The sequence below is a fragment of the Synechococcus sp. MIT S9509 genome, assembly GCF_047303035.1.
In the GTDB taxonomy this organism is placed as follows: domain Bacteria; phylum Cyanobacteriota; class Cyanobacteriia; order PCC-6307; family Cyanobiaceae; genus Synechococcus_C.
Genome location: NZ_CP138940.1, coordinates 2,733,209 through 2,745,039 on the forward strand (window position 1 = coordinate 2,733,209; position 11,831 = coordinate 2,745,039).

Annotated in this window: 16 protein-coding genes and 1 tRNA gene; 7 read left to right on the forward strand and 10 right to left on the reverse strand. The window is 60.1% G+C overall.

Going from position 1 to position 11,831, the window contains the following annotated elements; genetic code table 11:
* Positions 1-48 precede the first annotated feature (48 nt).
* Entirely contained in the window at positions 49-1,149 is a 1,101-nt protein-coding gene (gene hemF / locus SIB73_RS15165; protein ID WP_413403853.1) for an oxygen-dependent coproporphyrinogen oxidase, read from the forward strand.
* Here hemF and SIB73_RS15170 read toward each other — a convergent pair.
* Genes SIB73_RS15170 through SIB73_RS15180 form a run of 3 tightly spaced genes read right to left on the reverse strand, consistent with a single transcriptional unit; the run spans position 1,076 to position 2,910 of the window.
* The gene (locus SIB73_RS15170; RefSeq protein WP_413439653.1) at positions 1,076-1,888 is read right to left on the reverse strand and encodes an N-acetylmuramoyl-L-alanine amidase; all 813 of its coding nucleotides are present in this window, start codon (positions 1,886-1,888) and stop codon (positions 1,076-1,078) included. The genes hemF and SIB73_RS15170 overlap by 74 nt on opposite strands.
* Positions 1,889-1,925: 37 nt before the next feature.
* Positions 1,926-2,480, reverse strand: coding sequence for a cofactor assembly of complex C subunit B (locus SIB73_RS15175; RefSeq protein ID WP_413403851.1), 555 nt, complete (start codon positions 2,478-2,480; stop codon positions 1,926-1,928).
* A gap of 31 nt (positions 2,481-2,511) precedes the next feature.
* Positions 2,512-2,910, reverse strand: a complete 399-nt coding sequence (locus SIB73_RS15180) for a Pex protein (protein ID WP_413403850.1) — start codon at positions 2,908-2,910, stop codon at positions 2,512-2,514.
* A 126-nt stretch (positions 2,911-3,036) separates the two neighbouring features.
* Between SIB73_RS15180 and SIB73_RS15185 the strand changes: the two genes are divergently transcribed.
* Complete coding sequence (locus SIB73_RS15185; RefSeq protein ID WP_413403849.1) at positions 3,037-3,681, forward strand: ribonuclease D; 645 nt, start codon at positions 3,037-3,039, stop codon at positions 3,679-3,681.
* Between the two features lie 2 nt (positions 3,682-3,683).
* Here SIB73_RS15185 and SIB73_RS15190 read toward each other — a convergent pair whose 3' ends face one another.
* Both SIB73_RS15190 and SIB73_RS15195 read right to left on the reverse strand, forming a co-directional pair.
* A complete protein-coding gene (locus tag SIB73_RS15190; RefSeq protein WP_413403848.1) occupies positions 3,684-3,947 on the reverse strand; it encodes a hypothetical protein in 264 nt (87 codons plus the stop codon).
* Positions 3,948-3,990: 43 nt separating this feature from the next.
* A complete protein-coding gene (locus SIB73_RS15195; protein WP_413439799.1) occupies positions 3,991-5,214 on the reverse strand; it encodes a lipid-A-disaccharide synthase-related protein in 1,224 nt (407 codons plus the stop codon).
* Between SIB73_RS15195 and SIB73_RS15200 the strand changes: the two genes are divergently transcribed.
* A complete protein-coding gene (locus SIB73_RS15200; protein ID WP_413403847.1) occupies positions 5,149-5,289 on the forward strand; it encodes a hypothetical protein in 141 nt (46 codons plus the stop codon). The genes SIB73_RS15195 and SIB73_RS15200 overlap by 66 nt on opposite strands.
* Positions 5,269-5,339, forward strand: a tRNA-Cys gene (locus SIB73_RS15205). The genes SIB73_RS15200 and SIB73_RS15205 overlap by 21 nt, the downstream gene beginning before the upstream one ends.
* A gap of 26 nt (positions 5,340-5,365) precedes the next feature.
* On the opposite strand, the gene SIB73_RS15210 is transcribed toward SIB73_RS15205, so the two are convergent.
* Both SIB73_RS15210 and SIB73_RS15215 read right to left on the reverse strand, forming a co-directional pair.
* Positions 5,366-5,878 carry a hypothetical protein gene (locus SIB73_RS15210; RefSeq protein ID WP_413403846.1) on the reverse strand — a complete coding sequence of 171 codons (513 nt, stop codon included), beginning with the start codon at positions 5,876-5,878 and terminating at the stop codon, positions 5,366-5,368.
* 4 nt (positions 5,879-5,882) lie between these two features.
* Positions 5,883-6,050, reverse strand: coding sequence for a hypothetical protein (locus tag SIB73_RS15215; RefSeq protein WP_413403845.1), 168 nt, complete (start codon positions 6,048-6,050; stop codon positions 5,883-5,885).
* A gap of 49 nt (positions 6,051-6,099) precedes the next feature.
* On the opposite strand from SIB73_RS15215, the gene SIB73_RS15220 reads away from it, so the two are divergent.
* The gene (locus SIB73_RS15220) at positions 6,100-7,059 is read left to right on the forward strand and encodes an aldo/keto reductase (RefSeq protein WP_413403844.1); all 960 of its coding nucleotides are present in this window, start codon (positions 6,100-6,102) and stop codon (positions 7,057-7,059) included.
* Here the strand turns inward: SIB73_RS15220 and SIB73_RS15225 are convergent.
* Together SIB73_RS15225 and purM are read right to left on the reverse strand one after the other, a co-directional pair.
* Positions 7,047-7,664, reverse strand: coding sequence for a histidine phosphotransferase (locus SIB73_RS15225; protein ID WP_413403843.1), 618 nt, complete (start codon positions 7,662-7,664; stop codon positions 7,047-7,049). The two genes, SIB73_RS15220 and SIB73_RS15225, sit on opposite strands and share 13 nt — an antisense overlap.
* Before the next feature lie 133 nt (positions 7,665-7,797).
* Complete coding sequence (purM, locus tag SIB73_RS15230; RefSeq protein WP_413403842.1) at positions 7,798-8,835, reverse strand: phosphoribosylformylglycinamidine cyclo-ligase; 1,038 nt, start codon at positions 8,833-8,835, stop codon at positions 7,798-7,800.
* Positions 8,836-9,182: 347 nt separating this feature from the next.
* Between purM and SIB73_RS15235 the strand changes: the two genes are divergently transcribed.
* The gene (locus tag SIB73_RS15235) at positions 9,183-9,740 is read left to right on the forward strand and encodes a septal ring lytic transglycosylase RlpA family protein (protein ID WP_413403841.1); all 558 of its coding nucleotides are present in this window, start codon (positions 9,183-9,185) and stop codon (positions 9,738-9,740) included.
* A 62-nt stretch (positions 9,741-9,802) separates the two neighbouring features.
* On the forward strand, positions 9,803-11,293 hold the full coding sequence (locus SIB73_RS15240; protein ID WP_413406092.1) for a bifunctional pantoate--beta-alanine ligase/(d)CMP kinase: 1,491 nt from the start codon (positions 9,803-9,805) through the stop codon (positions 11,291-11,293).
* A gap of 8 nt (positions 11,294-11,301) precedes the next feature.
* Here the strand turns inward: SIB73_RS15240 and SIB73_RS15245 are convergent, their stop codons facing one another.
* Positions 11,302-11,796, reverse strand: a complete 495-nt coding sequence (locus SIB73_RS15245) for a low molecular weight protein-tyrosine-phosphatase (RefSeq protein ID WP_413403840.1) — start codon at positions 11,794-11,796, stop codon at positions 11,302-11,304.
* Positions 11,797-11,831: the final 35 nt, after the last annotated feature.

Sequence of the window (11,831 nt, forward strand, 5' to 3'; positions counted from 1 at the left end):
AAACGGTGCTGGGCTGAAATGGTCAGCAGTTCACCGACACCGTCGATCATGGTCCGTTCCCTGCTTAAGCGTCTGAAGGGCCGGATGCTCGGATCAGCGCCTTCGTCGTCTTCGGCCCTCTCCGGCGAGCGTCCTCCCGCCGACTCCCGTGAGCGTGCCCGTGCGCTGGTGATGGGTCTTCAGGATCAGATCTGCTCAGGTCTGGAGCAGATCGATGGTGTGGGCAAGTTTCTGGAAGAGAGCTGGGATCGGCCGGAAGGAGGTGGTGGTCGTTCCCGAGTGATGCGAGAAGGCCGCATCTTCGAGCAGGGAGGTGTGAATTTCTCTGAGGTGCATGGCATGGAACTGCCACCTTCAATCCTCAAACAGCGGCCCGAGGCCAAAGGGCATCCCTGGTTTGCCACAGGAACCTCCATGGTTCTGCATCCCAGAAATCCATTTGTTCCCACGGTGCATCTCAATTACCGCTATTTCGAGGCCGGACCGGTCTGGTGGTTCGGAGGAGGAGCTGATCTCACGCCGTATTACCCCTTCCTTGAGGATGCCCGACATTTCCACCGCACTCATCAGCAGGCCTGCGATTCGGTCGATGAGCGTCTTTACAAGGTGTTCAAGCCCTGGTGTGACGAGTACTTCTTCCTGAAGCATCGCCAGGAGACGAGGGGCATCGGCGGCATCTTCTATGACTACCAGGATGGGTCGGGGCGTCTGTACCGCGGTCAGGATCCTGAAGGCCCAGCCGCTCGAAAAGCGGCCGAGATCGGTTCAGTGAATCTCTCGTGGGAGCAGCTGCATGATCTGGCGAGGGCTAACGGAACGGCATTCCTTCCCGCCTACACCCCAATCATTGACAAGCGCAATGGCCTCGCCTACGGCGATCGTGAGCGTCAGTTCCAGCTGTATCGCCGGGGCAGATACGTGGAATTCAATCTGGTCTGGGACCGCGGAACCATTTTCGGATTACAGACCAATGGCCGCACTGAATCGATCCTGATGTCTCTGCCTCCTCTGGCGCGTTGGGAATACGGCTATCAGGCCGAGGAGGGTTCTCGCGAAGCCCTTCTCACTGACCTTTTCACCCGTCCACAGCACTGGTTCGACGATCCTTCGCTTGAGGAACGCTGTCGTCCCCATCAGGCGGTGAACTGAGCCTCCGGGTTGCTGGGCCAGGCGCCTTGCCGACCCCCTGCTCGATGGCTTCAACGATCCGAAGGGCCAGCCCAGCGACCACCGCATCACGACTCTGCGGATCCCGCAGCGCCCGCTCCAGCTGTCCCTCGAGTTTGCCGATCTCCAGAATGCTGATGCCCCGTCTTGGCCCTCCCAGACCTCCGCGGAAGTTCAGGGGGTAGCGCCCGAAATTGAGAGCCAGGCTCTCGTCAATTCTCGTCGCAGGACTGCGCAGACTGGGAATCAGGCCTGAGCCGACGCCGTGTTGGCCGTAGGCGTCGAAATGAATCTCCAGGGCGTAGCCCCCCGCATCGTGGTGACGTCGCCCCACCGACCAGTTGGTGCGCGGGTCTTCCTCATCGGCAATCGTGAGTTGATCAGGCTCATAGGCGCGGATCTGCAGTCCGCGCTGCTGTCCTGTCCGCACCACCGCGTCGCGGATGCGTTGATTCCAGAACAGCTCATCACGCATACGTGGATCCATGGGCTTGGCCCCTCCAAGGTCAACGGCTGCACCGGAGGTCCCCGCTCCCTTGATGCCCTGGGAGTCGGCATGGCCCGCGAGAACAAGAATCTCCACTGACTCCGAGGGTGTCGCTCGGCCCGTCCAGGCGGCTGGCAGGCCAACCCTGACCCCCGTGAGGGGGTCTTCCTCCCGGAGATGGGGAGCTCTGACGGCGGTTGTCATCACGGCCGACAGGATCAGTCCGGCGCTCATCAATGCCATTGGCAGGAGCCCTCGCCGTTGAAACACTTCAGATCGGTGATGTCAGCAACGCGCCATCGCTGGCCAGTTCCAGCGGATCGGCGAGGGCAAGCTCCAGGGCGATGAGCTCATCGCGATGAGCGCGCAAACGCAGTGTGCTGCCATTGCCAGCCTCGGGCTCGATCAGGCGGATCTGGATCTCCTCCACACGTCTTGCTCGGCTGGCGTAGATCCATCCGGCGAGGGGGCCGAGAGCCGAGAGCAGCAGAGGCCACCAGCCCAGAGATGGGTTCATCTGTCGCACGACCAGTCCAAGGCTGCCAGCGCCGATAGTGCCCAGCACTGAAAGCAGGATCGCAAGAGGAAGGCTGCTGTCCACCCGGCCTCTGTATTCCAGCAGGCATCGCTCGGCATCGCCCCCCTGCTGACTCCACCCCCGCTGCTTTAGCCAGGCGTCGAGTCCGTTCAGCACTTCCACCGGAGGCCGCGGTGATCGAACCTCCACAACAGTGGTTCGATCCTTGCTGGCGGCACGCAGGAAGAAGACCAGGCCGATTCCCAGCAGAGCTGTGAGCAGCAGAGTGGACGTCTGGGGAGATGGCATCCGCTAGCTGCTGCCCGAACAGAGCTCTGTTCTACGTGGTCAATGGCGAGGTGGTCAGTGGATCGTGTTCATGGAGCCAGCGGCTCCAGGGTTCCATCAGGCGTTCAGCCTGACCTCTTGCGTCCTGATGCAGGTGCAGCATGCGGCGGGGGCGACCCCTGCTGGGACAACGCTTGGTGTAGGAATCAAGCATCTCCTGCTGTTCGAGAAAATCGACTGCCTGATGCAGCACCGTTTCGGAGAGGCGCAGCTTGGGATGGTCGCTCTGCAGTCGCTGAAGCAGTCCTGAGGGGTAACTGTCGTTCTGCAGCAGGCAGTCAAGAACCCAGCAGACCGCCAGCTCGAGATCCAGGAAGAGCGGCGGGGGCTGTCGGAAATAGTGTTCGATGTCCGCCAGACACGAGCGCGTTGGTTTGCGTTGGGTGAGCATGAAAACTAGCTGTCTCGATTTTGTCTAACTCGGTCTCGTTCTGATTTTCAAGCGCTCAGTTAAAACTCGCTCCATCGCTTGCTGAGGCCAGAGTGGTGGTTGGTTGAAGTCCCTTGCTTTCTTTACATGGCTGAGATTCCCAAAGAGCCCTGCGCATTCGCAGTCTTTGACGGAGACCTGGATCAGGACTGGTATGACCGCTTCGTGCAGGCGAAGGCTCTCGCGGTTGATACCGAAGCCATGGGGTTGATTCACGGTCGTGACCGACTCTGTCTTGTGCAGATCTGCGATGACGGGGACCAGGTTGCCTGCATTCGCGTTGGCCTCGGGCAGACGGAGGCTCCGCGACTGAAGGCGCTGATGGAGGCTCCAGCCATTGAAAAGGTGTTCCATTTCGCCCGGTTTGACGTGGCGGCGTTAGCCACGGGTCTGTCGATCCGGGTGAATCCTGTGTTCTGCACCAAGGTGGGGAGTCGCCTGGCTCGCACTTACACCCCGAGACATGGCCTCAAGGATCTGGTCATGGAACTGGTAGGAGTTGAGCTGGATAAACAGGCGCAGAGCAGTGATTGGGGCAGGGTTGATGAGTTGAGCGACGCGCAGCTGGCCTATGCCGCCAACGATGCCCGCTATCTGCTTCCTGCGCGCCGGCAGCTGGAGGTCATGTTGCGTCGAGAGGGGCGCTGGGAGCTGGCGCAGCGTTGCTTCGCGTGCGTTCCAGTGATGTCTGATCTAGATCGTTATCGCTTCGTCAACACCTTCGAGCACTGAGCTCAGTCTTCGAGCATGAAATGTTGATCCAGTGGCTCGGCCTCCAGCAGCGTGTCCAAGTTGCTGCCCGCTGAGCACTTGCTCTGTTCTGCCTTCGCAGCGTCAAGCAGGCTTGTTGCCACTGCTTTACGGGTTTCAACATCCCGTGCGCCGTCCCTGGCTGCCTGTTGGTCGATCCGTCGGCGGGCTGAGGCCTGGCTGATGCTGAGCAGGCTCGCCAGTTCCGCACAAAGCCTCAGATAGTCGCGGTCCTGAATGGCGGCCATGGCGATGGGAAGGAGATCCTTCGTTCCGAGATGAACCCCAGTATCAGCTGTCGGGTGCGAGCTGGCCGATCACCTCCCGCGCAATGGCTTCGCTGCCGCCGGCCGGTCCCATCCTCTGACGACCCGTGCGTCCCATCTCCTGGCGCAGCAGAGGGTCGTTGAGAAGCTGGGCAAGACGGCGTCCCAGCTCCTGTTCAGATCGACAGGTGCGGACGGCCCCACCCAAAAGCCGGCTCTGCCTTTCGGCAAACCCACGGGTGAACTGTGGACCGCGACCTGGCAAGGACAGCGCAGGAATTCCCAGTCCCACCATCTGTTCTGTGGCGGTGCCGGCGGTGGCAACCCCCGCTTCCGCCCAGCTCACCCATTGCTGGAACCGTCCGGGACCAAGCAGCAGAAGCAACGGCCCGCGTACCCAGCATTCAGATGCTTGGAGGGTGCTGCTCGGAGGCGGGCAGCTGCGAAATCCAAGGCCTTGCAGCAGTTTTCTCAGCTCATCCTGCAGGGGCGTCGAGCCGAGGGCTGCCAGAACGGCCAGAGGCACGGGACTGTGCATCTGTATCAGCCCGCTGATCAGACGATGGAAGTTGTTCAACGCTTCCGGCATCCGGCTGCCGCACAGCAGCAAAATCCTTCGGCATCGCTCCAGGCTTGCGGGGGGAGCTGACGGAACAAGTCCATCCATCATTGGGTTTCCGGGACTGGTCGCGTTGACGCCGTGGCGGCGAAGCCCCCTTGCTGTAAGACGGTCGCGCATGGCCACCAGTCGGCAGCCTCCCTGTTTCATCAGATGCCATTCCCAGGGGTCCCACTCGCTGCCTTTCAGTGCGTGGTAGCGATCACTCAGAGATTGTCCTGGCCCGCTGCTCCAGGTGTAGTCGCTCTTGGGAGTGCCGATGAACCCGAATGGCCGATGGGTGCTCCAGGCCATCAGCAAAGGAAGCAGATCTCCCACGGCCAGGATTGCGGCAGTGGACTTGCGCTCCTTTCGCAGGCAGAACCATTGCTTCCAGGTGAGCAACGGTAAACCTGCCATGAAATCCGAAAGGAGAGCACCCAGGCTCTGATTGCTGAACCCCCCGCTGGGAAGTCGTGCTCCCGGGCCAATCCTTTGAACCCAGCCTTTCTCAATTGCTGCCTGGAAACAGCTGCCCTGGCCAACCAGAGGAAGCACTTTCACGGTCCAGGCAGGTTGCAGTCGATGGATCGCTTCGATGATTCTGAGTGCGATCAGATCCTCGCCGTGTCCGTTGCTGATGACCAGCAGAGCAGGGGCGGTCTCGCTGATACGATCCGCCAGTGGAGCAGTTCTGCTCCGGTCGGCGGCATGGCCAAGTGGTAAGGCAGAGGATTGCAAATCCTTTATCCCCAGTTCGAATCTGGGTGCCGCCTTCGCTTTCATCGAAGTGTCTGAATGCTCAGAGTTGTGCTTCGGCACTGACCTCACCTCCATCTGGCGCCTTTGCAAGGCAGAGAATGCGACCTGCCTTGACGACGCAGCTTCCATCTCCTACTGCCCAGGCTTTCGGCACACTTCCCGCGAGCCCATCGGCGTCATAGTTCGCTTCAGACACACTGTTGATCCTGCCTCGCCAGTTGGCTGCGTTCAGCTGGCAATTGCCTCGGCTGCAGTTCAGAACTGGCGTTGTTGACAACTCGGACAACACGAATGTGAGCCTTTGGCTGGATCCAGGCCGATCTCCAGCCCCGACAAAGCGAATGCTGAGGATTGAGGGTGTCCGGCCATCGATTTGGACCGAACCGCAGCGCCGCTTCTCGCCAGTCGTTGGGATGAAGCGACAGTTGCTGCTGTTGGTCTGGTATCGACCAGCAAAGGATTCGAGCTGTGCTTGAACAACGAACGGTCCGCTCACGCCAAGAGCCAGGGCGGACGTGAGAACCGCCTGTTGGTGGATTGGCAGAACGCGCATCACTTCAGTAGTCGCTGTCTGCCACACACATGCCGATGCAGCTGAGGCCGTTGCCCGCTGTGCGACCACAGTGATTGCAGAGCACACGATCTTCAGCAACGGTTGCCGCTGAATCCTGAGCGGAGTTCTCCTCCCGCCGATTGCGAGCTGTTTCGGCAGCAGAGGATGACATCACCGGAATCGTACTGAAGCGATCATGGCGTGCAGCGATCCACAGCGTTGTGACAGGAATCGGATTCGGCACTTGGGCCTGGGGAAACCAACTGCTCTGGGGCTATCGCCCTGAACGAGACGATTCAGATCTGGAGGCCACGTTTGCGGCGGCTGTCTCAGCCGGTCTTGTGCTTGTGGATACGGCGGATTCCTATGGCACAGGGCGATTCAACGGCCGGAGTGAAGAGTTGCTTGGTCAGTGCCTGGAGGGTCTTCCACTCTCTTCCCGTCGCAAACTCATTGTCGCCACCAAGCTGGCTCCGTTCCCCTGGCGCCTCGGGCGTCGTGGCCTGGTGAAAGCATTTCAGGCCAGTCGTGGGCGTCTGCGGGGGCAGCTTGACCGGGTTCAGCTGCACTGGAGCACGGCCCGTTACGCCCCATGGCAGGAGCGACCGCTGCTGGATGGACTTGCAGATCTGGTGGATCAGGGTGAAGTGCGTGAGCTTGGCGTCTCCAATGTTGGCCCTCAGCGTCTGAAGCTTTTGCATGAGCATCTGGCGCGTCGGGGTGTACGGCTGGCCAGTGTTCAGGTGCAGCTGTCACTGCTCGCGCCAGAACCGATCAAGCCTGGAGGCGTCCTCGATGTGTGCCGCGACCTTGGTGTGGAGGTGTTGGCCTACAGCCCCCTTGCTCTGGGAGTTCTGGCGCGCCACCCTGCCTGGAAACCCAGTGGTGCAACTCCTTTGCGATCGGGTCTGTATCGGCGCCTGTTGCCTGGTTCTCTGCCACTGCGTCAGGCGATGGCTGACATGGCGCAGGCAAGGGGGGTCAATCAGGTGCAGGTGGCGCTGAACTGGTGCCGGGCCCATGGAACCTGCCCGATTCCTGGGTTCCGCAGACCGGCTCAGGTGATCGATGCCAAACAGGCTCTGAACTGGTCCCTTACTGAGCGGGAGCGCAGTCTGCTCGATCAATACAGTTTCGATACTGCGGCTCGAATGCCCGACAACCCTTTTCAGAGCGCTTGATCGCTGGGCTCCGGATCCGGGCTGACGACCACAGGCAGGGATGATGCTGGGGGTTGCAGGGAGACCACCTTGAGTGGTGGCTTGATGGTGGGCGAAGGTTCTTCAGCCGATTGCTCGCAGGCAGAGAGGGCTTCCTGAAGCAGGGAATCGAACGTTGCGCCGGGAAGACGATGTCGAGCGATTTCCAGGAATGTTCGAGGCAGGGATTCCCCAGCAGCGCGGCGAACGGCGGGATTGTCCCGTCGTTGTTGTTGTTCCTCTTCGATTGCTCTCAGAAAACGATGGGTGACATCGCGCTTCGTGCACGCTTTGATCAACGTGTCACGGTCACCTTCAGCCTGTTCCAGCTCACTGATGCGACGCTCAAGGCTGACGAGCACCTCCGCAGCTTCCTTGCTGATGTTGGCCAGTTGTCCATCAGACAGAAAAGGCATGTCGGCAACAAAAACCTTGCCGTGGTCCTTGAGAGCAAGAAAAGTCGGTCTTGGTCCTCCCTGGCGGTGACCTCCTGCTTTGTCATACCCCGATCCGACCGGGCGTCTTGGGGGAGTAGGCCCTGCCGATGAACGACGTCGGGTTGTGCGTTGAGGTCTATCAAATGGCATGGATTAATAAGGCGTATGTCACGACGCATTAATCGATACGAAATCGATCTGTCTTTTCGGAGACTAACGGGGCTGAAAGGCCTCAGTGCGCTTTCACGCTGAGCTGTTGGAGATTGTTGGATGCAGGCCTGTTTCAGGCCGGAAGGCCAAGCACGGGGGAACTTTCCTTGCCTGTGGAGGTCATGACCTCGCCGATGTCCCATGCCTTGAAACCCCTGCTCGCAAAGTGATTGCTTGCAGCCTCGACGGCGGTCCCAGGGAGCACCAGGCAGTAGCCAATTCCAAGATTGAAGGTGTGCCAGAGATCGCGTTCCCTGATCTCTCCATGAGACTGAAGCCAGTTGAACAGTTCCGGGCGTGGCCAGCTTTTGGGCTCCACCTTGGCGATCAATCCGTCCGGCAGGCAGCGAGGAAGGTTTTCGGGAATGCCTCCGCCTGTGATGTGGGCCATGGCGTGAACCGGCGTGCCTGAGGCGATCAGTCCCCTTACAGCTGCTCCGTAAAGGTGGGTCGGCTTCAAGAGCGCCTGAATCAGAGGTTGGCCCTGGGCGCCGAAGCGGGTTTCAGTCGAAACGCTGTTGGACTCCAAGATTTTGCGAACAAGGCTGAAACCGTTGCTGTGAACACCGCTGCTGCTGATCCCAAGGATGCGGTCGCCTGCTCGCACCTGGCTGCCGTCAACGACCGAATCTTCCTCAACCACGGCGACACAGAATCCTGCCAGGTCGTATCGGCCTGGGGGATAGAAGCCGGGCATTTCGGCCGTTTCGCCGCCGAGCAGTGCGCAACCGCTCTGGCGGCAGCCATCGGCGATTCCCTCGACCACCGAGGCCATGGCATCAGGAGTTAAGGCACCTGTTGCCATGTAATCGAGAAAAAAGAGGGGTTCAGCACCGCTGGTGATGACGTCGTTGACGCACATGGCGACAAGGTCGATCCCAACATCGTGATGTCCGTGATGTTCCTGGGCGAGCTCAAGCTTTGTGCCAACGCCGTCGGTTCCTGACACAAGCAGTGGGCGTTTGAGCCCCTGCGGAAGCCGGATCATTCCTCCAAAACCGCCCAGTCCGCCGACAACCTCAGGGCGGTGAGTCGCTTCGACACCGGACCTGATCCTCTGCACAAACGCTCGACCAGCTTCCACGTCCACACCGGAGGCTCTGTAGTCCATCAACAGCTGCAGTTCTGTTCTGATCCTCTCCCTTCACGAGCGTGGCATCACACCATGACCTTGTGCCGCTGCGGCTTCCGGTCCTCTGGTGATCAGTATGGTTTGTCGTTCGAATTGCCTGGGCTGATCAATGGCCTCTCGGCTCGCTGAGCCAGCAGCCCAGTTCCCGCACACTCTCCGGGCAGTTCGTCAATGTCTTGGTGCTTATCCGCGTCAGCCTTCGCCTGTCTGCGGGAGTGTCGAAGCATTCATACGTTCAAGGATTGATGTCATCTGGTCGTGGATCTGTAAGCCCTTTGATGTCCGCAAACGTCGGACTTCCCCGAGCTGCAGTCAGACCCTTGCTTATGTCTCGTTATCTCCCCGCCATTGCGGCATTTGCCGGCTTTTCCTTGACGGGTATGGCTCTCTATCCAGTGCTTGCACGGGATCTCGATGGCTTTGATGTCACTGATCCGCTTGACCTCGTGTTGCCACCAGAACCAGTGGCTGTCACGAAAGCCTCCGCACCCTTCTTCGAAGCGCGGGTCGTTCCTGCCAAGGCCATCGTCGAGCCTGAGTCTGAAGTTATCCCGCCTCCGGAGCCTGCCAAACCCGTTGCTCCGCTCGTCATCTCCACACATTCGGGCGAAGCCAGCTGGTACGGCCCCGGTCTCTACGGCAACCGCACGGCCAATGGAGAGGTGTTCCGCCGAGGAACAATGACCGCTGCTCACCGAACCTTGCCATTCGGTACCCGTGTGCGTGTGACCAACCTCTGGAATGGACGTAAGGCGGTGGTACGGATCAATGACCGCGGCCCCTTCGCTGGCGACAGGGTGATCGATCTGGCGCATGGTGCTGCAAGCGAACTGGGCTTGACCAGCAGTGGCATCGCTCAGGTTCGTCTTGAGGTGCTTCGCTGAGTCTTCGCGTTCTCCGAACTGGCTCCGAGCTCAGCAGCTGGCGGGCCTCTCGCACCGGTCCGATTGATTTCGTTCCCACCATGGGAGGCCTGCATGAAGGTCATGCCCGACTCATCCACCTTGCGGCTGCAGGTTGCCCTCAGCCGGGATCAGTCCTGGTGAGTATTTACATCAACCCTCTGCAATTCGGCGAGGGGGAAGACTTTGACCGTTATCCCCGCTCCTTCGAGGAAGACTGTCTTCTGGCACAGCAGGCCGGCGCGACAGCGATCTGGTGCCCGGATGAGCGCCAGATTTATCCCGATGGTGCCGCTACGGGCTGGAATCTCAAAGTCCCATCAGCCTTGCAGTCGGGCTTGTGTGGTCCCTCAAGACCAGGCCATTTCGATGGGGTTGCCACTGTGGTCAGTCGGTTGCTGGCACTTGTTCAGCCAAGGCAGCTCTGGCTGGGCGAGAAGGATTGGCAGCAACTCACGATTCTGCGTCGGATGGTGATCGACCTGGGTTTGTCAGTTCGTGTGAGGGGGTGTGCCACCGTTCGTGAGCCTGATGGTGTTGCCGCAAGCTCGCGCAATCGTTATCTGGCTCCCTCGGAGCGACAGCGTGCGGCCGCATTCGGAGCCGGGCTCCGTTCCGCAGCGACAGAGCTTCAGGCCAGGCTTCTAAGCCAGCAGGATGTCCTGGAAAGGCTCAGACAGCGGCTCGAAAGCACATGCCTTGAGGTGGAGTATGTAGAGGTCGTGGATCCATCCACCCTGCAAGCTGCGGAGGACACTCAGGCTCTGCGCCTGCTGGCCGCGGCTGTGCACTGCGGTTCCACCCGCCTGATTGATCACATTTTCGTCATGACCCGTTCCCCCATCGTTGCCATCGACGGCCCTGCCGGTGCTGGAAAGAGCACTGTGACCAGGGCCTTTGCTGAACGCATGGGTCTGCTTTACCTCGATACCGGAGCCATGTATCGGGCTGTGACCTTGTGGGTTCAGGAGCACGGTGCGGATCCTGCCAATGTTGAAGCCGTGGAGAGGCTGCTTGAAGGTTTGGAGGTGGATCTCTCGCCGTTGCGCAATGGAGTGCAGACCGTATCCGTCAACGGCAGGGATGTCACCGATGCAATTCGCGATCCCAATGTGACCGGCTCGGTGTCGTTGGTGGCTGCCCATGCCTGCGTGCGGGAACTGCTGACCCGGCAGCAGCAGCGTCTCGGCGAAAAAGGAGGACTGGTCGCTGAGGGCCGGGATATCGGAACAGCTGTGTTCCCTGATGCTGAGCTCAAGGTGTTCCTGACAGCGACTCCTCAGGAACGGGCCCGTCGCCGCGCCAAGGATCTGGAGACACGCGGCCATTCCGTGCCTGCACTCAGTGAACTCGAAGCCCAGATTGTTGAGCGAGACCGCCTTGACAGCACCAGAACGATTGCGCCGTTGGTGCAGGCAGAAGATGCCACGGAACTGATCACCGACGGGATGGGAATCGATGCAGTGATTGACGCACTCGAAGACCTTTTCCGCGGCCGGGTCGCTGAAGAGGTTTGGCCGACTCCTGAACGCTGAGCGCTATTTCAGAGTTGGCCGTTTGTGGCTTGATCGTGTTCGCTCAGTTCATCGAGCAACGCCCCACAGGCTTCTTCCAGAAGATCCAGCACATGATCGAAGCCGGCTTCTCCGCCGTAATACGGATCAGGAACTTCGGTTTCGCTGGAGCGCTGGCTGTAGCTGAGCATTGGCCTGATCTCAGCCGTGGCCCGAACCCCGGCCTCACGGGCCAGGCCCTTGACAGCCCCGAAATTCTCGTTGTCCATGGTCAGCACCAGGTCGAACTCTTCCAGATCATTGAGTTCGATCTGCCTCGCCCGGCTTGGTAGGTGGATGCCACGCCGCTTGGCCGCAGCCTGCATTCGCCGGTCCGCGGGATTCCCCACGTGCCAGCTTCCGGTACCCGCGGAGTCCACCACAAAATGGTCTTGCAATCCTCGCTGGTTCAACAGATGCAGAAACACCCCTTCCGCCGCGGGTGATCTGCAGATGTTGCCAAGACAGACAAACAGTATTCTCACGGTGTTTACAGGTTGTTTTTCAAGCCTTGTTACGG